Here is a 21,611-nt window from a genome sequence, read left to right on the forward strand (position 1 = left end):
CGCCCCGAAGGACCAGGGACCACAACTTGTGGGCGGCCGATCGCATCTAACCACTAGATGTGGTGTCGGCCCGCTTACATCCGCCTACCGCGTGTCGCGAGGGGGGCGGGCCGGACGGCCGCCCACGAGGGTACGGGACGCCACCCACCAGGGGGTGCGGCGGGGCGGGGATGACACAATCGGGCCGACCGCACGGCCCCTCCGTTGCGCGCGAAAATTCGTCGCTCGGCCATACACCCAGCCACTTGATCGGGTCAGCCAATCAGCGAATATTTCACTCGAACGTGTGTTTGGCGCAACCTTTCGAAAGCAACTACCGTTGGCTAACTAGGGAGAACATTTCGAGAGGGGCCGACGTGACCACCACCGCAGACAGCGCGACCATCACCGCACAGAGCCACTCCCAGAGCCGGTTCGAACATCCGCAAAAGGCACCGCGGCCTCCGATGGAAGACGCCACGTTGGACTCCGAAGAGCAGAAGCCCGCCCGATCGCTTCCCGGCCGGCCACCAGGAATCCGCGCGGACAGTTCGGGGCTCACGGACCGCCAGCGCAGGGTGATCGAGGTGATCCGGGATTCTGTGCAGCGGCGCGGCTATCCACCGTCCATGCGGGAGATCGGCCAGGCCGTCGGGCTGTCCAGCACCTCGTCCGTCGCCCACCAGCTCATGGCCCTCGAGCGCAAGGGCTTCCTGCGACGCGACCCGCACCGCCCGCGGGCGTACGAGGTCCGCGGTTCGGACCAGACGGCCACCAGCGCCGCGACGGAGACCGCCGGCAAGCCGGCCGCGTCCTACGTCCCGCTGGTCGGCCGGATCGCCGCCGGTGGCCCGATCCTCGCGGAGGAGTCGGTCGAGGACGTCTTCCCGCTCCCCCGCCAGCTCGTCGGCGACGGTGAGCTGTTCGTCCTGAAGGTCGTCGGCGACTCCATGATCGAAGCCGCGATCTGCGACGGCGACTGGGTCACGGTCCGCCGCCAGCCGGTCGCCGAGAACGGTGACATCGTCGCCGCCATGCTGGACGGCGAGGCCACCGTGAAGCGCTTCAAGCGCGAGGACGGCCATGTGTGGCTGCTGCCGCACAACTCCGCGTACCAGCCGATTCCCGGTGACGAGGCGACCATCCTCGGCAAGGTGGTGGCCGTACTGCGGCGGGTCTGACCCACCCCTCTCGACCGGGCTCCGGGACCACTGCGCCGGTCCCGGAGCCCTGCTGTGCGTATCGGAGCTGCGCGTATCGGACCCACCCCGGGCCGGTACCTGCAGCAGGGCTCCGTACCCCTGGCTCGCGCGCCCGTTACTGCTCCGGCTTCTCCCCCGCCGCCTTGGCGGCCGCGTCGATGGCCGCCAGGGAGCGGCGGACCTGGTTGCGGTCGGTGGTGTACCAGAAGTCGGGCATCGAGGCGCGCAGGAACGAGCCGTAGCGGGCCCGCTCGACCCGCGGGTCCAATACGGCCACCACTCCGCGGTCGCCCGTGGCACGGACCAGGCGGCCGGCGCCCTGCGCCATCAGCAGCGCGGCATGGGTGGCCGCCACGGCCATGAAGCCGTTGCCTCCGGCCTCCTCGACGGCCTTCTGCCGGGCGCTCATCAGCGGATCGTCCGGGCGCGGGAACGGCACCCGGTCCATCACCACCAGCTGGCAGTTCGGCCCCGGCACGTCGACGCCCTGCCAGAGGGAGAGCGTGCCGAACAGGCAGGTCCGGGCGTCGGCGGCGAAGGTCCGGATCAGCTCGCCGAGGGTCTCCTCGCCCTGGAGCAGGATCGGCATGTCCAGTCGGCCGCGCAGCTCCTCGGCGGCGGCCTGGGCGGCCCGCATGGACGAGAACAGGCCCAGGGTGCGCCCGCCGGCGGCCTCGATCAGCTCGGCGAGCTCGTCGAGCATGTCGCCGCGGCTGCCCTCCCGGCCCGGCTGGGCGAGGTGCTTGGCGACGTAGAGGATGCCCTGCTTCGAGTAGTCGAAGGGCGAGCCGACGTCGAGGCCCTTCCACGGGGGTGCGTCCTCGCGCTGGGTGCCCTCCGGGGAGAGCCCAGGGAGGCCGCGACGCCGTTGAAGTCGCCGCCCAGCTTGAGCGTGGCGGAGGTGAGGACCACCGAACGGTCCTCGAAGAGCTTCTCGCGCAGCAGCCCCGAGACGGACAGCGGCGCCACCCGCAGGGACGCGCCGAAGCGGTCGTGGCGTTCATACCAGACCACGTCGTATTCGGAGCCGTTGGCAATGCGCTCGGCGACGGCGTGGACGTTCTCCACCGAGGCGAGCGCCTGCTTGCGGACGGCGTCCTCGTCCTGGACCGATTTGTCGCGGGTCGAGCCGAGCGCCGAGATGACCTCCCGGGCCGCGTCGCGCAGCGCCATGAGGCAGTAGCCCAGGTCCTCGGGGATCTCCTCCAGGCGGCCCGGCAGGGCCAGCTCCATCAGGCGCTCGAAGGTCTCGGCGGCGGTCTGCAGCTGGTCGGCGGCCTTTTCGTTGACGAGCTTGGCGGCCCGGCGCACGGCGCGGTTGACCTGGCCGGGGGTGAGCTCGCCGGTGGCGACGCCGGTGACCCGGGAGACCAGCTCATGGGCCTCGTCGATGATCAGGACCTCGTGCTGCGGGAGGACCGGGGCGCCCTCGATCGCGTCGATGGCCAGCAGCGCGTGGTTGGTGACGACCACGTCGGCCAGCTTGGCGCGCTCCCGGGCGGCCTCGGCGAAGCACTGCGCGCCGTACGCGCACTTCGAGGCGCCCAGGCACTCCCGGGAGGAGACCGAGACCTGGCCCCAGGCCCGGTCCGAGACGCCGGGCGTGAGGGCGTCGCGGTCGCCGGTCTCGGTCTCGTCCGCCCAGTCCCGCAGCCGCAGCAGGTCCTTGCCGAGCTTGCTGGTGGGTGTGGCCTGCTCGAAGACGTCGAAGAGGCCGTCCTCCTCTTCCTGCGGGGCGCCTTCGTGGAGGCGGTGCAGGCACAGGTAGTTCGAGCGGCCCTTGAGCATGGCGAACTCGGGGCGGCGGCGCAGCTGGGGGTGCAGCGCGTCGACCGTCCGCGGAAGATCGCGCTCCACCAGCTGGCGCTGGAGCGCGAGGGTGGCCGTGGCGACCACCACCCGCTCGCCGTGGGCGAGCGCCGGCACCAGATAGCCGAGGGACTTTCCGGTGCCGGTGCCGGCCTGGACCAGCAGGTGGGAGCTGTCGTCGACGGCCTCGGCGACGGCCTCGGCCATCGCCACCTGGCCGGGGCGCTCGGTGCCGCCGACGGCGGTGACGGCGGCGTGGAGCAGATCGGGGAGGGAGGGCTTCGTCATAGCGCTGCAAGCCTACGCGGGACCACTGACACCGCGCCGGGTCACGGATGGTGGAGGGGGTTGGGGACGGTGCCGTGCACGGCGGCGTGCGGGCGCTCGTGGCGGTCGCGGTAGCCGTCCACATGCAGACGGTTGCGGTTCAGGCACAGCCGCTCGATCCGCGGGGTGAGCAGGTCGAACGTCTCGTACCGCTCCTTCAGGCCGGGGAAGCGCTCGTGGTGGCGGAGGATCTCCGCCCGTACGAGTGACCAGAACTCCTGCTCGGGAACGCCGAGTTGGTCCGCGCACAACGGGGCGAGGTAGCGGAAGACGCCGACGAACAGGCCGGAGTGGATGAACTGGGTGAGGAACCCGGGCGGTTCGGTGAGCAGGACCGTGCGCACGTCCTCCGGCATGGAGTCGTGCTCCGGCAGCGGCTGGGCGCTGGTGTTGACGTCGTCGACGAAGTCCTTGACCGCGAGGCGGGTGGGGACGTCGTTTTCGTCGAAGACCACGATGGCGTTCTCGCCGTGCGGGGAGAAAACGGTGCCGTACTGGTAGAGGAAGTGCAGCAGCGGGGGGAGCAGCGCGGCGAAGAGGCGGGCCAGCCAGTCGCGGGGGGCCAGGCCGGAGCGGTGCACCAGCTCGGCGGTCAGCGCGCGGCCCTGCGGGTCGGTCTGCAGCAGGGCCGCCAGGGTGCGGCCCCGTTCGCCGGGGTCGAGGCAGCCGTGCAGCGGCTCCCGCCAGATGCAGCCGAGTAGCTCCTTGAACTGGTACGGGACGCCGGGCAGCCGGTCGTAGAGGGGGTGCTCGACGGTGACCGAGGCAATCTCGCCGAGCAGGATCACCCGGGTCTCGTCGCGCAGGTAGGGGTCGGCGTCGCGCAGGCCGTGGACCCAGCGGGTGACCGCGGGCGCGGCGAGGGTGCGCTCGGTGGGCAGTCCGCGCCAGACCAGGGTGTTGAGGATGGACAGTGGCAGCTTGACCGTACGGGCCTTGGGCCGGCTGATGTTGAGGAAGGTGCGGATCGACTGCTGCGGCAGCCGGAGGTCGTTGTCAGTGGGCAGCGCGATGATGGATCTGTCCGCGAGTTGCGGGGCGAAGAGCGGGGCGATGGTCTCGTCCCACTGCCAGGGGTGGACGGGGAGGAAGAGGTAGTCGGCGGGGTCGCGGCCCTCGTCGGCGATGGCGCGGGCGAAGGCGTGGCGGGTGGCGGGGGTGAGTTCCTCGCCGTAGAGACGATCGGGGGTGGCCAGCGTGGGGATACCGCGGTAATGGGCGATGCCGTGGTGCGCGGCGAGCCAGGGCAGGCGCCGGGCGGTGCGCGCTTCGGGGGCCCAGGTCGCCGCGTCGGTGGCCGAGAAGCCGAGCCGGCCTTTGTTGGCGACGAGCCAGGGGTGGCCGGTCTGGTGGCCTTCGAGGGCGGCGTAGTCCAGGTCGGCGAGGTCGGCGGCGCTGAGCGCGGTGGCGTCGAGCCGGGTGTCGGCGGCCAGGGTGGCGGTCAGCTCCCGGATGAGGTGGCCGGTGGTGTCGCCGGACAGCCCCAGGACGGTGTCGTGGGCGTGCGTGAGGAAGTGGAAGGGGTCGGTGTCGGGGTGATCGAGTCGGGGTCGACGCGCCAGTGGCCGTAGGCGCCGCGGCGGGCCCGGAAGCGGTAGGTGAGCCCGTCGGAGACCGGGAGCCGGTAGCGGGGGACGCCGTCCGGGCCGGTGCCGTCGGGCTCGGGGGCGAGGACTTCCTCGTAGGCGAATTCCGCCAGGATCTTGGCGAAGAGCCGGCGGGCGGCGTGCTGCCAGGCGTGCTGCGAAGGCTGGGGCTCAGGAGGCAAGGTGGGACTCCTCGAAGCGGGACCGCCCCGGCTCGTACGGGGACAACCGGAGCGGCGGGGTGGACGGCGGACCGGTGCGGGGCCGTCGACGGACGGCCCCGGGGTCAGAGCAGGTGGCGGTGGGCGCGGTCGCGGACCATCAACGCCGCGCGTTTTTCGGGGAGTTCGATCTCGTCGGCGTAGCGGAAGCCGGCGGTCAGGAAGGCCGCGACGGACGCGGTGTTGCGCAGGTCGGGCTCGGCGAGGACCCGCGCGCAGTCCGGGCGGCGGTCGAGCACGAGGTCGGCGGTGGCGCGCAGCAGGGTGCTGCCCAGGCCGCGGCCGCGGTCGTGGGCGCGGCCGAGGAGGAGGTGGATCCCGGTGTCGTGGGGGCGTGCCGGGTAGTGCTGGGCGAGCGGGTCGAGATCGGCGCGGTAGATCTCCCAGTAGCTCATCGGTACGCCGTCGAGCACGCCCAGGCAGGGCACGCTCCGGCCGTCCCCGTCGAGCTGGCCGCGCAGGTGGGCGGCGGTGGTCTCCGGCGGCCCGGCCAGCTCCCAGAAGGCCGAGACGGCAGGGTCGTTCATCCAGGCGGTGATCCGCTCCAGGTCGCGGTCGGGCCGGACGGGGACGAGCTGGAACGGCCCGGCGGGTGTGCGGGCCGCTCCCCAGGCCGCCAGGTCGTCGAGGAGCGGGCCGGCGGGGGACGGCCGCCGCCCGGGGCCGCCGGTGCCCCGGGTGGTGCGTTCCGCCGTGCGCGGGTGGCGGACGGCCTGGTCGGCGCTGGAGTCGATGCCGGAATCGGTGGATGGCACGGCGACGCTCTCCTCTCGTGGCCGGATGCCGCGTGGCCTTGTGGGTCGCGGGGCGTCGGCGCCGGGGACGGTGGGCGGGGGCTGCGGTCGGACGGATCGGCGTCCTACGGAACGAGGGGGTTGGGCAGGGTGACGTAGACGGACTGGGTTTCGACGGGACCGACGAGTTCGTCCAGGCCGTGCAGCCGGGTCGCGAGGTTGGCCTTGCAGCGCAGGGTGCGGGCGGCCAGCAGCTGCTCGGGGAGCGGGGAGCGGTGTCCTTCGGGGGCCGTGGCGGCGTCGGCGAGGAACCTCCGGAAGGCGGCGAGCAGGATCTCCTCGCGGGCCAGGTGCTGGGACCCGAAGGCCCCGATGAGGCCGAGGACGTTGTTGATGCCCAGGTAGTAGGCGAAGCGTTCGTCGACGACGTCGTCGGCGACGAAGGTGTCGCTCACGGCGCCGATGCCGGGCAGCCGCCGTTCGAGGTCGGCGCGGCGGGAGGTGCGGAAGTAGTAGCCCTGGTTGTCGCGGTAACGGCCGCCGGTGGGCCAGCCGTCGGGGTCCAGCAGCACGAGGGTGTTCTGCTGGTGGGCCTCCAGGACGATCCCGGCCGTGCCGTCGAGCCACAGCAGGGGCCGGACGACCGCTTCGAGGTAGCGCAGGAACCACTCCGTGGCGACGGCGCCGGTGGGGCGTCCGGTGCGGGCGGCGAGGGTGCCGACGAGGTCTTCGAGGCGGGAGCGGACGCCCGCGTGGCCCGGCCAGGGGCGGGGCGAGGTGAGACCGGCGATGCAGACGGCGTCGTCGGTGCGGGTGAAGGGGTTGTGGCGGATGACGACGTCCAGGCCCTGGACGGGTTCGCCGTCGGGGCCGTCGACGGCGAGGTAGGCCGGGTCGCGGACGATGTCGAAGCAGGGGTGGGCGGCCTGCCACTGCTCGCCGAGTCCGGTGCGCAGCAGCCGGTGCACCTCGACGCCGCGGACCAGTTCCTTGCGGAGGTTCTCCCGGCGGGAGTTGGTGATGCGCAGCCCGAGGGAGAGCTTGAGCATGGCCTCCGCGTCGGGGCGGTGGACGGTGCGGACGGAGGAGGTGGGGTGCCAGAGCGGGCCGTGCGGGCCCAGGTCGTGCAGCAGTCCGGCATCGAGGAGGGCGCTGAGGTCGGGGCGCCCGGCCAGCTCCCGGGCCTGCCAGGGGTGCAGCGGCAACGGCACGGTCTCGTCCGGGAGTTGCAGGCCCTCGCCGGCGAGGCGCGCGGTGAGCCGTTCCGCCGGGACCGGCTTGCCGCGTTCGGTCCAGGCGGAGTCGGTGGCGACGACGGAGTGGTGCACGGCGATCCAGTGCAGCGGGAAGGCGCCGCGCAGTTCGGGCGAGTAGGCCCGGGTCTCGGCGTCGCTGAGCCCTTCCCGGCTCTTGGGGGCGGGGTGCAGTGGATGGCCGAGGAGCAGGGACTGTTCGGCTTCGAGGAAGAGCGCGTCGTGGTCGTCGGCGGGCCGGGCCCGCCGGTCGGCGAGGAAGGCGGCGACGTTCCGGACGGAATTGGCGACCCTGCCGAGGAGTTCGGCGCCGTCGCCGTCCGGGGTCGGCTCGCTCTCCGGGGCCGTGCGCTCCCCTCCGTCGGCGACGCGGTGTTCGCCGCCGTCCGAGGCCCGCCGGTCGCCGCCGTGCGCGGCCTCGCGGCGCAGCAGCGCGGCGAGCGTGACGGCGTCCAGCGGGGCGGCGCCGGCCGGGGCGCCTTCGAGGCCGGGCGCGCCCAGGCGGTGCCAGCCGGTGGGCGACCAGTAGCGGACGGGGATGTGCAGGGCGGTGGCGCTGGCCGGCAGCGGAAGGCGGAGCCGGCCGCCGGCCGGCCGCGGGCTGCCGTTCTCCCGCAGCCAGCAGCGCAGCAGGTGCTCGATGCCGGCGGCGTCCGCGGCGACCGCCGGGTCCGGATGGTCGAGCGGGTCACGCTCGCCGGGGACGCGGTCGTAGGGGGCGGGCGCGGTGAGCGGACCGGCGGCCCGGTCCGGGCCCTCGTGGGTCGGCTGGTGGCAGGCGTCCTCCGGGGCGCGCCGCTGCTGGCGGGGGACGGACTCGATCGTTCCGGCGCCGTGCTGCCGGTCGGGGTGGCGCTCGGCGGGCGGGGTGCCGTCGGGGCCGGGGCGTTCGTTCATGGGGTGGTGCCTCACAGTGTCGTGGGGGACGAGCCCGTCGGCCCGGGGTTGGTGCGGACCGCCGCCGTGATGGCGTCGGCGAGGCGGTCGAGGATCGCGTCCGCCTGTTCGTCGGTGATGGTCAGGGGTGGCAGCAGCCGGACGACGGCGGAGTGCCGGCCGCCCAGCTCGACGATCAGGCCGCGGTCCAGGCAGGCCTGCTGGACGGCGGCGGCGAGGTGCGGGGGGCGGGGCGGGCGCCGCCGGGGTCGGGGTCGCCGCCGGGGTCGACGAGTTCGAGGCCGAGCATCAGTCCGCGGCCGCGGACGTCGCCGATGCAGTCGTGGGTGCCGGCCAGGGCGCGGAGCCGGTCGAGCATCCGGGCGCCGAGTTCCCCGGCGCGTTCGGCGAGGCCGTTGGCGCGGACGTACGCGAGGGTGGCGCGGCCCGCGGCCATGGCGAGCTGGTTGCCGCGGAAGGTGCCGGCGTGCGCGCCGGGCTGCCAGGCGTCGAGTTCCTCGCGGTAGACGATCACGGCCAGCGGCAGGCTGCCGCCGATCGCCTTCGACAGGACGAGCACGTCGGGGACGATGCCGCTGTGCTCGATCGCCCAGAAGGTGCCGGTGCGGCCGACGCCGGTCTGGACCTCGTCCACGATCAGCGGGATCTGCCGGGCCGCGGTGAGCTCCCGCATCCGCCGCAGCCAGCCGTCCGGGGCGGGGATCACCCCGCCTTCGCCCTGGACGGGTTCCAGGATCATCCCGGCCGGGCGGGGCACCCCGCTCTTGTGGTCGTCGAGGAGGTTCTGGGTCCAGCGGGCGGCGAGTTCGGCGCCGCGCTCCCCGCCGGTGCCGAACGGGCAGCGGTAGTCGTAGGGGTAGGGCAGCCGGGCCACGCTGGTGTCCCGGGCACCCCGGAGGCGGCGAGCGCCTCGGCGGTCATGCCGTGGTAGGCGCCGGAGAAGGCCATCAGGCCGTCCCGGCCGGTGGCGGTGCGGACGAGTTTGAAGGCTGCCTCGACGGCGTCCGTACCGGCCGGACCGCAGAACTGGATCCGCCCCCTTTCGGCCAATTCCCTGGGCAGCGTGGCGAACAGCTCGGTGGTGAAGGCGTCCTTGACGGGGGTGGCCAGGTCGAGGACGTGCAGCGGGGCGCCGGAGTCGAGGACCGTGCGGATCGCTTCCAGCACGACCGGGTGGTTGTGGCCGAGGGCAAGGGTGCCGGCGCCGGAGAGGCAGTCGAGGTAGCGCCGGCCGTCGGCGCCCTCGATGGTCAGCCCGCGGGCGCGCACCGGGACGATGGGCAGCGAGCGCGCGTACGTACGGGCTGCGGACTCACGCAGGGACTGTCGGCGCAGGATCCCCTCGTGGGCCGGCGGCGCGGCCGCCGGCACGGTTTCGGTCAACGCCACGGCAGTTGTGTCCTCCTGCTTGGTGAGCTGCTGCATACCGAGCGGGCCGGCGGGCAGCCCGGCCGTCCCCCGTACGTACCAACGACGGCGGCGACGCCGGATCACGGCCCGGAGCAAGATCCTTGACGGGCTGGAACCGGGGACCCGAGTACCGCCGTCCCCATCGTCACCGGCATAGTGGGGTCTTGCGCTCGGATCTTGAGGTTCATGACAACTTCCGGAACCGAGCGACTCCGCTCAAAGCCACACCACTCGATTCATCAGGGGGATCCCACCCATGCGACCCATACTCCCGCCCGTCGCCCGCCGCCGCCCCGGGAGGAGAGCGCTCCGCGCTCACAGATCCAACGTCCTGGCCGCCGCCGCGCTCACCGCTGTAGTGGCGCTCACCGCCACCGGCTGCGGGCCGGACAGCGACAACGCGGACGCCAAGCCCAGTCAGTCCGCGGCGGACACCACGGGTGGGGGTGCGATCAAGATCCCAAGGACATCCAGGACAAGCTCAAGGAACACGGCGTCGACCTGGACAAGTGGAAGAACGGCGAGTGGAAGAACTGGGACCGGGACAAGTGGCTCCGGGAGGCCGGGGAGTTCATCAACCCGATCATCAAGAACTTCTGGAACCCCGACAAGATCGAGAAGGTCAAGCCGCCCAAGGACCCCAGCAAGCCCGAGGACATCTCGGAGGACCAGGGCAAGACGGATCCTGAGCCGGCCGCCGTCCCCGCCCAGGCCGTCAAGACCCCGTACACCGCCACCGCTCCCGGTGTGGGTCTGCTGCTGTTCAGCACCCCCGAGGGCGAGTCGCGCTGTTCCGCCACGGTCGTCAAGGACCCGGCACACCCCGGTAAGTCCAACCTGGTGTGGACCGCCGCGCACTGTGTGCACGCCGGCAAGAACGGCGGCTGGTACCGCAACATGATGTTCGTGCCGAACTTCAACAAGACCGGTGGCACCGCCGGCCAGTTGAAGAACAAGCCCTTCGAGGAGCGCGTCCCGTCGGGCAAGTGGTGGGCCGACGACATGGCGACGTCCAGCGAGTGGATCAAGGACGGCGGCGCCGTTCCGGGCGTGCCGATGGCCCCGTACGACTTCGCGCTGATGCACGTGAAGCCGGAGGAGAGCACCGGCGGCAAGTCGCTGGAGGAGATGGCCGGCGGCGCGTACCAGGTCGACTTCAACGCCCCGGCGATGGCCAAGATCCCCAGCCTGACCGCGCAGGGCTACCCGGCCGAGGCGCCGTTCGACGGTGCCGCGCAGCAGAGCTGCACCGACAAGCCGACCCGGCTGTCGATGGACGCCAACAAGCCGACCATGTACCGGATCGGCTGCACCATGACCGGTGGCTCCTCCGGTGGCCCCTGGTTCATCAAGGGTGCCGACGGCAAGCCGGTGCTGGTGTCCAACATGTCGATGGGTCCGCGCCCGGCCCGCTGGTCGGCCGGCCCGCACCTGGGCCCGGAGGCCAAGGCCATCTTCGACAACATGAGCAAGAAGTGGGCGAACAAGCAGTGATCCGCTGAGGTGGGGCGGTGCCCGGCACCGTCCCGCCGGGCCGCCACCACTACGGCGAAGGCCCGCTCCGGTCTCCCGGAGCGGGCCTTTTGCGTATCTGCGGGCCGTACGTGCCGGCTCTTACGCCGCCGGTACGAACGGGCGGAACTCGGCGGCCAGTTCCTCGTGCACCCGCGCCTTGAGGACCGTGCCCTCGGCGGTGTGCTCCTCGGAGAGGACCTCGCCCTCGGCGTGCGCCCGCGAGACCAGGGCGCCCTGGGTGTAGGGCACCAGCACCTCGATCTCGACCCGCGGCCGGGGCAGCTCCTCGTCGAGCAGGGTCAGCAGCTCCGCGAGGCCCTGGCCCGTACGGGCCGAGACCGCGATCGCGTGCTTCTCCTGGCGCAGCAGCCGCTGGAGGACCAGCGGGTCGGCCGCGTCGGCCTTGTTCACGACCACGATCTCGGGCACGTCCGTGGCACCGACGTCCCGGATCACCTCGCGGACGGCGGCCAGCTGCTCCTCCGGCACCGGGTGCGAGCCGTCGACCACATGCAGGATCAGGTCGGAGTCGCCGACCTCCTCCATCGTGGAGCGGAACGCCTCGACGAGGTGGTGCGGCAGGTGCCGGACGAAGCCGACGGTGTCGGCGAGGGTGTAGAGCCGTCCGCTGGGCGTCTCGGCCCGCCGGACGGTCGGGTCCAGGGTGGCGAACAGGGCGTTCTCCACCAGCACGCCGGCGCCGGTGAGGCGGTTGAGCAGCGAGGACTTACCGGCGTTGGTGTAGCCGGCGATGGCGACCGAGGGGACCTTGTGGCGCCGGCGTTCCTGGCGCTTGATGTCCCGGCCGGTCTTCATCTCCGCGATCTCCCGGCGCAGCTTCGCCATCCGCTCGCGGATCCGCCGCCGGTCCGTCTCGATCTTGGTCTCACCGGGACCACGGGTGGCCATACCGCCGCCCGCCGAACCGGAGCCACCGCCACCCATCTGCCGGGACAGCGACTGGCCCCAGCCGCGGAGCCTGGGGAGCATGTACTGCATCTGCGCCAGCGAGACCTGCGCCTTGCCCTCGCGGGACTTGGCGTGCTGGGCGAAGATGTCGAGGATCAGGGCGGTCCGGTCGACCACCTTGACCTTGACGACGTCCTCGAGGTGGATCAGCTGGCCCGGGGAGAGCTCACCGTCACACACCACGGTGTCGGCGCCGGATTCCTGCACGATGTCGCGCAGCTCCAGGGCCTTGCCCGAGCCGATGTACGTGGCCGGGTCCGGCTTGTCGCGGCGCTGGATGACGCCGTCGAGCACCATCGCGCCGGCCGTCTCGGCCAGCGCCGCGAGCTCGGCGAGGGAGTTCTCCGCGTCCTGCACCGTCCCGGAGGTCCACACACCGACGAGCACCACGCGCTCCAGACGGAGCTGGCGGTACTCGACCTCGGTGATGTCCTCGAGCTCGGTGGAGAGGCCCGCGACGCGGCGCAGGGCCGCACGGTCCGAGCGGTCGTACTGGTCGCCGTCGCGCTCCCCGTCGATCTCGTGGCTCCAGGCGACGTCCTCTTCCATCAGGGCGTCGGCCCGAAGGCTCTCGGCGAGGCGCTGCCGGTCCTGCGGAAGGGAAGAAGAGGAGGTCATTTGATCCTTTGTGTCGTTGGGAAGCCCTCACGGGGACCAGTTGGCCGGCCCCACCGGGACTGTCGTAGGTGTCAACGTACGACACGCCCCGGAGATTCCCGGGCTGCCGGCGCCGACCCGATGATGGTCGCACGGCCCGGTAGGGCCGTCACGCGGGTTTTCCGGGCGCGGCGGGTTTTCCGGCGGGCTTCACCGGCTGGCCGGTTTTGCCGGGCTGTCCGCCCGTCGTGGGCTGCCCCGGCTTCACCGGCTCGCCCAGGTCACCGGCCACGCCGGGCCGCCACTTCGGGTGGCCGGGCATCGGCGGGGTGTGGGCGCCGTAGAGCCACTCCTGGAAGAAGCCGGTGAGGTTCTGCCCGGAGATCTTGGAGGCCAGCGCGGTGAAGTCGGCGGTGTCGGCCACGCCGTCCTTGTGGTGGGCCACCCATTCGCGTTCGAGCCGGTCGAAGGCCGCCGGGCCCATTTTCTGCCGCAGGGCGTAGAGGACGAGGGCGCCGCCGTCGTAGACGATGGGGCGGAAGATGCTGATCTTCTGGCCGGGGCTGGGGGCCTTGGGCGCGGCGGGCGGCCCGCCCTCGGCCCGCCACCCGTCGGACTGCTGGTACGCCCGGTGCATCCGGGTCTCCAGGCTGGCCCGGCTGTCGCCCTTCTCCTGGGCGTAGAGCGCCTCGTACCAGGTCGCGTGCGCCTCGTTGAGCCAGACGTCGGACCAGCGGCGCGGGCTGACGCTGTCGCCGAACCACTGGTGTGACAGTTCGTGCACCATCACGGACTCCACGTACCAGGCCGGCAGGTGCTCGGCCGTGAACAGGTCCTTCTCGAAGAGCGAGAGGGTCTGGGTCTCCAGCTCGAAGCCGGTGTGGGCGTTGGCGATCAGCACCCCGTACGCCTCGAAGGGGTAGGGCCCGACCTTGCGCTCCATCCAGGCGACCTGCTCCGGCGTCTTGGCCAGCCACTTGGCGAGCACCGCGCGGTGCGCGGTCGGGACCACGTCGCGGATCGGCAGGTCGTGCGGTCCGTGTTTGAACAGCACGCTGGACTTCCCGATGGAGACTTGAGCGAGTTCGGTGGCCATGGGGTGGGCGGTGCGGTACGTCCAGGTACGGCGTGCCGCGCGGGTGCCGGACGCCCCCAGGGGCAGGCCGTTGGCGACCGCGGTCAGCTCCTGGGGCGCGGTGATGCGGAAGGTGAAGAACGCCTTGTCGGAGGGGTGGTCGTTGCAGGGGAAGACGCGGTGGGCGGCGTCCGCCTGGTTGGCCATCGCCAGCCCGTCGGTGGTGCGGAGCCAGCCGCCGTCGGTCTTGCCGCGGGGGTCGCTGGTGTGCTGGACGGAGATCTTGACCTGCTGACCCCGGGAGACGTGGACCGACGGGATGACCACCAGGTCCTCGCCGTGCTGCTCGTACCGGGCGGGCAGCCCGCCGACCTTCACGGACCGCACCGTGCCGCGGGCGAAGTCGAGGTTGAGCTGGTCGAGCTCGGTGGTGGCGTGCGCGGTGATCTCCGTGGTGGCGTTCATCGGCCGGTCGTTGTGGCCGGAGTAGTCCAGGGAGACGTCGTAGGACGTGACGTCGTAGCCGGTGTTGCCGAGCATGGGGAAGAGCCGGTCGCCCAGGCCCTGTGCCCCGAGGGGCTGCGGCTCGGCCACGCCGAGGGTGGCGACGGCGGCCAGCCCGAGTGCGGCGGCCCGGCGGCCGGAGCGCCGGAACCGGCCGGTTCGGGCACGGTGCGGCGCGGGGACGGTGCGGTCGGGGTCGCGGGACGGTCGGCGTGAGCGAAGGGACATGAACTACGGCTACCAACGCGGCCGCCTCCGCCGTGGGCGAGCCGTCAAACGGCACCCGAACGGGCGGTGCCCCGTGCGCCTGTCCCGCAGGGCGTCCTCCGGACGGCCCACAGCCGTCCGACGGGCCGTCACCATCCGTGGCCGGTCCGCCCTCAGGGGCGCATCGCCGCGGTCTGCCGGACCCGTCCGGCCCGCAACACGTCGAAGACGCCGGGCACTTGCCGCATGGCACGCATCAGGGACGGCAGCCCGGCGGCGTTCGGCAGGTGCAGCGTGTACGTGTGGCGCACGCGCTGTTCGTGCGGGGGTTCGACGGCGGCGGACACCACGGCGGCGCCCTGGGCGGCGATCGCCTCGGTGAGGTCGGCGAGGAGGTGCGGCCGGCTGAAGGCCTCGGCCATGAGGGTGACCCGGCAGCCGTGGGCGCCCTGTCCCGCGCCCCGCCAGCGCACCCCGACCGGCTGCCGTCCGGTGGCCGCCATCCGGGCCACGACGGGGCACAGGGCGCGGTGCACGGTGACCGCACCGCCCCGTACGGCGAAGCCGGTGACGGTGTCCGGCGGCACCGGTGTGCAGCAGCCGGCCAGCCGGACCGCGGCGCCGGGCAGGTCCGCGACCGCGAGGACCGAGCCGGGCGTGGCGCGGGCCCCCGCGGGGTGCTCGTCGCAGGGGGCGGGCCGGCCGGCGGACGAGGGGCCGGAAGGGGTCTCGGCGGGTCCCTGCGGGCCGACGGCGGGCCCCTGGGGCCCGGACAGCCAGCGGGCGATGGCGAGCCGCGCGGCGGGCGTACGGGCGTGGTCGAGCCATTCCGGCGAGGGGCCGGCGGCGGAGTCCGGGGCCATCAGGAGCTGCAGGCTGTCGCCGTCGTGCAGGACGGTGGCGAGGGTGGCGAGCCGGCCGTTGACGCGCGCGCCGATGCAACAGTGCGCCCGCTCGCCGTGCCGTTCGTACGCCGCGTCCACACAACTGGCGCCGGCGGGCAGGCCGATGGCCTCGCCGGCCGCCCCGTCCGTGGCCTCCGCCCCGTCCGAGGGCGCGTCCGCGCAGAAGACCGTGATCTCCCGGTCCTGGGCGAGATCGTCGCGCAGCGAGGTCCAGAAGGTGTCCGGGTCGGGGGTGGTGCGCTGCCACTCCAGCAGGCGGGAGAGCCACCCGGGGCGGGTCGGGTCGGCCCGCTCGCCCTCGGGGGCGTCGGGCCCGTCCGTGGGGGCGTACGGGTTGCCCAGCGCGATCACGCCGGCCTCGGCGACCCGGTGCATCTGGTGGGTGCGGATCAGGGTCTCGCCGATTTCCCCGGAGGGGCCGGTGACGGCGGTGTGCAGCGACTGGTAGAGGTTGAACTTCGGCGTTGCGATGAAGTCCTTGAACTCGGAGACCACCGGCGTGAAGCAGGTGTGCAGCTCACCGAGGACGGCGTAGCAGTCGGCGTCCTCGGCCACCAGCACCAGCAGCCGTCCCAGGTCGGCGCCGGTCAGCTCGCGGCGGGCCAGCCGTACGCGGTGCACGGAGACCAAGTGCCGTGGCCGGACGAGGACTTCGGCGTCGATGCCGGCCTCGGCCAGGACCGTGCGCATCCGCTCCGCGATGTCGGCGAGCGGGTCGGGCCGGCCGGCGTACTCCAGGACGAGGGCCTGGGTGGTGGCGTACTCCTCGGGATGCAGGATCGCGAAGACCAGGTCCTCCAGCTCGGCCTTCAGCGCCTGGACGCCGAGGCGTTCGGCCAGCGGGATCAGCACGTCGCGGGTCACCTTGGCGATCCGGGCCTGTTTCTCGGGCCGCATCACGCCGAGGGTCCGCATGTTGTGCAGCCGGTCGGCGAGCTTGATGGACATCACCCGGACGTCGTTGCCGGTCGCCACCAGCATCTTGCGGAAGGTCTCCGGCTCGGCGGCGGCGCCGTAGTCGACCTTCTCCAACTTGGTGACGCCGTCGACCAGGTAGCAGACCTCGGCGCCGAACCGTTCCCGTACCTGATCCAGCGTCAGATCGGTGTCCTCGACGGTGTCGTGGAGCAACGAGGCGGTCAACGTCGTGGTCTCCGCGCCCAGTTCGGCGAGGATCAGGGTCACGGCCAACGGGTGGGTGATGTACGGCTCGCCGCTTTTGCGCAGCTGCCCGCGGTGCGAGGACTCGGCGAGCAGATAGGCCCGGGCGAGGGTGTCCAGGTCGGCGTCGGGGTGGTGGCGGCGGTGCACCTTGGCGACGTGTTCCAGGGCGTGCGGGAGGCCGTCGCGGGGGGCCGGGCCGAGTGCGGCGCGGCCGATGCGGCGCAGCCCTCTGAGCTCCAGTCGGCGGCGGCCGCGCCCGCGGCCCGCTGCTCCAGGGTTACCAGGGTTCGTGGCCTCTGCGCTCATGGGCACCTCCGGCAGCGTCGACCGGCGGTGGGACGCGCCAGTTCCGGCGTCCCGGGCCGGTGCTTGATGCTATCGAGCCCATCACGCAGCGCTGTCCACCTCTCGCTCAGAGTGATACGGATCACCCGTTCGAGCGAATCTTTTGGCCTGAATCGTTTTTGCAGAGGGGCCGGGGAGCGTCCCCGCCCGACCTCCCTGCCGTGGGCCGAGTCAGGCCAGCGCGGCGGCCAGCCAGGAGGGGTCGAAGGTGCCCTCGGCGACGATCTCGGCCGGTCCGGTCATCTCGACCGTGCCGTCCGTCAGCTCGGTGATCCTCAGGCTGCCGCCGAGCACATCGACCGTGTACGTGACGGGGGTTCCGGTCGTCGCCGGGTCCAGACCGTCCCTCCGGGCGGCCGCGACGGCCACCGCGCAGGCGCCGGTGCCGCAGGACCGGGTCTCGCCCGAGCCGCGCTCGTGGACCCGCATCGCCACGTGCCGGGGCCGCGGTCGACCACGAACTCGATGTTGACGCCGTCGGGATAAACCGCGGCGGGGCTGAACGGCGGTACGGCCAGCAGGTCCCCGGCGTGGGCCAGGTCCTCGACGAACGCGACCGCGTGCGGATTGCCCATGTTGACGTTGCGGGCCGGCCAGCTGCGGCCGCCGAGCGTGACCACGACGCCTTCCTCGGGCAGCTCGGCGCGCCCCATGGAGACCGTGACGTCGCCGGTCTTGGCGACGTGGACGCGGCGCACGCCGGCTCGGGTGGCGATGGCGAGGTCGCCGGCCTCGACCAGGCCGGCGTGGAGGAGGTAGCGCGCGAAGACCCGGACGCCGTTGCCGCACATCTCGGCGATCGAGCCGTCGCCGTTGCGGTAGTCCATGAACCACTCGGCCTCGTCGGCCTGATCGCGCGCCTCCGGGTGCGCGGCGGCCCGTACGGCGCGCAGCACGCCGTCACCGCCCAGGCCGGCCCGCCGGTCGCAGATCCGGGCGACCGCGGCCGCGGGCAGGTCGAGCCGGCCGTCCGGGTCGGGGACGATCACGAAGTCGTTCTCGGTGCCGTGCCCCTTGAGGAACGGCACCCGCTGCGTACTGGTCACCCTTGCATCGTACGGGGCGGGGGTGACAGGGGTGGTCGGGGGCGGGGTGGTCGGGGGCGGGGTGGAGGGAGCTGCTCGGAGGGGGTCTGCTCGGAGGGGTGCGCTCGGGGGGGTGCGCTCCTGACCCGCCCGGGGGGTGCGCTCCTGACCCGCCCGGGGGGTGCGCTCCTGACCCGCCCACCCCCCGAAGGGGGGTGGGCGGCGGGGAAAAAGCGGCAGGGGAGAAGAGGAGCGCGTCATTCCGAGCAGCCGGGAGAGACCAGGAGAGACACGTGGCATTCCGCGCAGCCGTCAGAGGGACGCCGTGCAGCCGAGGCAGGGACGCCACGCAGCCGGGACAGGGGCGCCGTGCAGCCGGAGAGGGGCGGATTCTCCCCCACCCGGAGAGGGACGGGCTCACCGCCGCCCGGAAAGGGACGGGTTCACCGCCGCCAGGAGAGGGGCGGGTTCTCGCCCACCCGGAGGGGAACGGATTCACCGCCACCGGGAGAGGGACGGGCTCACCGCCGCCCGGGCCGGAGCGCGTCAGCGCAGTCGTGCCACGCGCCAGATGGCCAGGGCCGCGGGGACGGCCACCACCAGCGCGTACAGGAGCACCACCCGCCAGCTGGCGCGGCGGCCGGAGCCGCGGGCGGGGAGTCCTGGCCAGGTGTGGCCGACGCGGCGGGCGGCCATCATGCCCCAGCCGGCCGCGCAGCAGCAGAGCAGCAGGCCGAGCATCGCGATCACCGCGCCGCCGTCGCCGCCGAACTCGAAGGCCAGCGGGAAGGCGAACATCAGCGAGCCGAGGGCCGCCAGCCCGACGATCGGTGCGAGCTGCCACAGCCGCAGCCGGCGCGGCGGACGCAGCTCACGGAAGGACTCGCCGCCCTCACCGGACCCGTCGGCGGCGTCCGGCCCGTCGGCGTCGTCCAGCGCCCCGGTGGCGTCCAGGGCATCGGGGTGACCCAGGGGTACCGAGGTCCCCAGGGGGTCGGACGGGGTGAGCGGGTCGCTGCCGAGGGCGTCGCCGTCGGACGGACCGTCCTCGGCGAAGCCGTCGTGGGACAGGTCGCCGTGCGGGCCGTCGACGGTCAGCGGTGCCGTGTCGGTGTTCGTGTCGGTGTCCGTGTCAGCGCCGTTGTCCGGCTGCTGGGCTCGGTTGCGAGGGCCGGCCTCCATTGCCACGTGCCCTCCCCACTGCCGCATGCACGCCTCGATCGAAGGTCGATGATGACACGCCCTCAGGGGCCCGGATGACGGCCGGAGCGTCCCGATGCCATGACGTGATCAGGCTGTGACCGGTCGTTCGAGCAAGGCCAGCGCCTGCTCAGGGAGTTCCGCCAGGTGCTCGGCCGCACCGCTGAGCCAGTGGACGCGCGGGTCCCGGCGGAACCACGAGTCCTGACGGCGCGCGAAGCGCTTGGTGGCGCGCACCGTCTCGTCACGCGCCTGCGCTTCCGTGCACTCCCCCGCCAGCTGCGCGAGCACCTGCTGGTAACCGAGCGCCCGGGAAGCGGTCAGGCCCTCCCGCAGCCCTTCGGCCTCCAGGCGGCGCACCTCGTCGACGAGGCCGGCCTCCCACATCCGGTCGACCCGCCGGGCGATCCGCTCGTCGAGTTCGGGGCGCGCGACGTCGACCCCGATCTGCACGGTGTCGTAGACCGCCTCGTGACCGGGGAGGTTGGCGGTGAAGGGGCGGCCGGTGATCTCGATGACCTCCAGGGCGCGCACGATGCGGCGGCCGTTCCCGGGCAGGATGGCGCGGGCGGCCTCCGGGTCGGCGGTGGCCAGCCGGGCGTGCAGGGCGCCGCTGCCCAGTTCGGCCAGTTCGGCCTCCAGGCGGGCGCGCACCGCAGGGTCGGTGCCGGGGAACTCCAGGGCGTCGATGGCGCCGCGTACGTACAGGCCGGAGCCGCCGACGAGGACCGGGGTGCGGCCCTCCGCGAGCAGCCGGTCGATCTCGGCGCGGGCCAGCCGCTGGTACTCGGCGACGTTGGCGGCGCGGGTGACCTCCCAGACGTCCAGGAGGTGGTGCGGTACGCCCTGCTGCTCCTCGGGCGTGAGCTTGGCGGTCCCGATGTCCATGCCGCGGTACAGCTGCATGGAGTCGGCGTTGATGACCTCGCCACCCAGGTGTCGGGCGAGCGCGACGCCCAGATCGGACTTTCCGGCCGCGGTGGGGCCGACGACGGCGATGACCCGCGGAGCGGGGACGGCGGTGTTCACCACGTCAGTCTCCCAAACATCGCGGACCCATCTCGAACGAGCGACGTGACGGGCCACCGATGAGGTCGTTGCCTGTTGCGAGGTCCCGAGAGAACCGGTGCAGCACCGGCGCCCGTGGGCGGCGCGACGGTCCGCTCCGGGCGGCAGGGGATTTCGCCCACATGAAGAGCGTAGGAGCAGTTATGGGCGTGTTTTCGCGGTTTCGCCGCCGTAAGTCCGAAGCGTTGACGGAGGAGAGCGCCGCAACGTCGGTGACGGCCGAGGCGGAGGAGCCGGCGAAGTCGGCCGCTTCGGCGGAGGCCGAGGGCGCCGACGAAGCCCGGGGGGCCGGGGAGGCCGGGAAGGCCGAGGAGTCCGCGGGCGCCGAGGAGGCCGCGGCCGGCGACGGGTCCGCGGCGGACGCGGTGGCCGAAGGCGTGGCGGACGACGCGGCGGAAGCGGCGGCCCCGGAGGTGTCCGATGACGGGACGGGTGACGGACAGCGTGCGGAGACCGCCGAGACGGCCGCCGAAGAGGCCGCTGAGACGGCACCCGGACCGGCCGCCGAGCAGGCCGCCGACGGGGAAGCGCACGGCGCGGCGGAGCAGACCGCGGAGGGCGCCGGGATTCCCCGGCAGCAGTCGGTCCGGGCCGCGGCGGACAGCGAGTCCGGCGAGGGCGCACGGAAATGACGCCGGAGTGATTCACGCGCGTCGGAAAGACGGGCAGCGCACGACGGCCGCGGGGTGGCTCACCACCTCGCGGCCGTCGTGTCGTGTCCACTACGGGGCGGGCGTCGCCGGCCCGACCCCTCAGGCCCCTCAGGAGGGCGGGCCGCGCCACCGGGCTGCCGGTGACCGACCGACCGGCCGTAGTGGCTCACCGCCGCAGCGGCTTACCCGGCCGTAGTGGCTTACCCGCCGCAGCGGCTACGACCAGGTGGCGACGAAGTACCCCACGCCGTACGGGGCCTCCTCGCGCAGCAGCCGGCCTCCCAGCCCCGCGCCCTCGGCGGCGCCCGCCAGGAGCTGCCAGCCGGCCCGTCCGGAGGCCTGGAGGGCGGCGGCGAGCTGGGCGTCCAGCGCGCTCAGCGCGGCGACGTCGGCGGCGTCCAGCGCGCGGGCCACCGCGGCGTCGAAGGGCTCGGCACGGTCGTCGAGGTAGCCGGGCGCCTTGACCGTCCGGCAGGCGCTGCCGTCGCCCATCACCAGCAGGGCGACCCGGGGCGCGCGGGTGGCGACCTCCCGGCCGGCCGCCAGGGCCCGCTCGGCGGGCTGCGCCGGGTCCAGGCCCAGGCCCTCCACGGGGGCGTCGGCCCAGTCCGCACGGGAGAGCAGCCAGGCGCCGATGGAGAGGGACGGCGGGAGCGGCCGCTCGGCGGCGGCCTCCGCGGCGCCCAGCGTCACGTCGAGCGGCACCCCGAAGCCGCGGAACGATCCGACGGCACCCTCGGGGTGCGGGCCGCGGGTGACCTCGTCGGCGGGGCCGACGACGACCAGCCGGTCCGGGCGGGCCGCGGCGAGCACGCCGATCGCGTCGAGGCAGGCGGCGCGCAGCGGTTCCAGCTCGGGCGCGGCCCCGGCGGCGACCTCCGGGACGAGCAGCGGCGGGCAGGGGCAGATGGCGGCGGCTACGAGCATGCCACGCAGCGTAACGCCCCCGGCCCGCCGTCTTCGCGG

At 73.4% G+C, this 21,611-nt stretch carries 10 protein-coding genes and 5 pseudogenes; 3 read left to right on the forward strand and 12 right to left on the reverse strand.

Translation table 11 applies throughout. From position 1 onward, the window contains the following. Positions 1-356 precede the first annotated feature (356 nt). Positions 357-1,160 carry a transcriptional repressor LexA gene (gene lexA / locus OJ254_RS00405; protein WP_265360798.1) on the forward strand — a complete coding sequence of 268 codons (804 nt, stop codon included), beginning with the start codon at positions 357-359 and terminating at the stop codon, positions 1,158-1,160. 136 nt (positions 1,161-1,296) lie between these two features. Here lexA and OJ254_RS00410 read toward each other — a convergent pair. The 5 genes and pseudogenes from OJ254_RS00410 to OJ254_RS00430 form a co-directional block, all read right to left on the reverse strand. Further along, positions 1,297-3,278, reverse strand: a pseudogene (locus OJ254_RS00410) (ATP-dependent DNA helicase). Between the two features lie 41 nt (positions 3,279-3,319). Continuing rightward, positions 3,320-5,085 (reverse strand): annotated as a pseudogene (locus tag OJ254_RS00415) (IucA/IucC family protein). Positions 5,086-5,189: 104 nt separating this feature from the next. Next, a complete protein-coding gene (locus tag OJ254_RS00420) occupies positions 5,190-5,879 on the reverse strand; it encodes a GNAT family N-acetyltransferase (RefSeq protein WP_265360799.1) in 690 nt (229 codons plus the stop codon). Positions 5,880-5,983: 104 nt separating this feature from the next. Then, a complete protein-coding gene (locus OJ254_RS00425; protein ID WP_265360800.1) occupies positions 5,984-8,008 on the reverse strand; it encodes an IucA/IucC family protein in 2,025 nt (674 codons plus the stop codon). An 11-nt stretch (positions 8,009-8,019) separates the two neighbouring features. Then, positions 8,020-9,397 (reverse strand): annotated as a pseudogene (locus OJ254_RS00430) (diaminobutyrate--2-oxoglutarate transaminase family protein). 277 nt (positions 9,398-9,674) lie between these two features. Between OJ254_RS00430 and OJ254_RS00435 the strand changes: the two are divergent. Then, positions 9,675-10,912: pseudogene (locus OJ254_RS00435) on the forward strand (trypsin-like serine peptidase). A 120-nt stretch (positions 10,913-11,032) separates the two neighbouring features. On the opposite strand, the gene hflX reads toward OJ254_RS00435, so the two are convergent. The 6 genes and pseudogenes from hflX to miaA all read right to left on the reverse strand — a co-directional run bounded on the left by hflX (position 11,033) and on the right by miaA (position 19,953). Then, positions 11,033-12,520, reverse strand: a complete 1,488-nt coding sequence (hflX, locus tag OJ254_RS00440) for a GTPase HflX (protein ID WP_265360801.1) — start codon at positions 12,518-12,520, stop codon at positions 11,033-11,035. A 148-nt stretch (positions 12,521-12,668) separates the two neighbouring features. Continuing rightward, positions 12,669-14,306, reverse strand: a complete 1,638-nt coding sequence (locus OJ254_RS00445) for a M1 family metallopeptidase (RefSeq protein WP_265360802.1) — start codon at positions 14,304-14,306, stop codon at positions 12,669-12,671. A 152-nt stretch (positions 14,307-14,458) separates the two neighbouring features. Continuing rightward, positions 14,459-16,660, reverse strand: a complete 2,202-nt coding sequence (locus OJ254_RS00450) for a RelA/SpoT family protein (protein ID WP_265360803.1) — start codon at positions 16,658-16,660, stop codon at positions 14,459-14,461. A 210-nt stretch (positions 16,661-16,870) separates the two neighbouring features. Continuing rightward, positions 16,871-17,745 (reverse strand): annotated as a pseudogene (dapF, locus tag OJ254_RS00455) (diaminopimelate epimerase). Positions 17,746-18,270: 525 nt separating this feature from the next. Beyond that, positions 18,271-18,906, reverse strand: a complete 636-nt coding sequence (locus OJ254_RS00460; RefSeq protein WP_265360804.1) for a hypothetical protein — start codon at positions 18,904-18,906, stop codon at positions 18,271-18,273. A gap of 108 nt (positions 18,907-19,014) precedes the next feature. Continuing rightward, the gene (gene miaA, locus OJ254_RS00465; RefSeq protein ID WP_265365000.1) at positions 19,015-19,953 is read right to left on the reverse strand and encodes a tRNA (adenosine(37)-N6)-dimethylallyltransferase MiaA; all 939 of its coding nucleotides are present in this window, start codon (positions 19,951-19,953) and stop codon (positions 19,015-19,017) included. A 224-nt stretch (positions 19,954-20,177) separates the two neighbouring features. On the opposite strand from miaA, the gene OJ254_RS00470 reads away from it, so the two are divergent. Further along, positions 20,178-20,624, forward strand: a complete 447-nt coding sequence (locus tag OJ254_RS00470; protein WP_265360805.1) for a hypothetical protein — start codon at positions 20,178-20,180, stop codon at positions 20,622-20,624. A 237-nt stretch (positions 20,625-20,861) separates the two neighbouring features. Here the strand turns inward: OJ254_RS00470 and OJ254_RS00475 are convergent, their stop codons facing one another. Then, positions 20,862-21,572 (reverse strand): class III extradiol ring-cleavage dioxygenase family protein, encoded by a 711-nt coding sequence (locus OJ254_RS00475; protein WP_265360806.1) that lies wholly within the window; start codon positions 21,570-21,572, stop codon positions 20,862-20,864. Positions 21,573-21,611: the final 39 nt, after the last annotated feature.

This window comes from Streptomyces endophytica (assembly GCF_026153355.1).
In the GTDB taxonomy this organism is placed as follows: Bacteria; Actinomycetota; Actinomycetes; order Streptomycetales; family Streptomycetaceae; genus Streptomyces; species Streptomyces endophytica.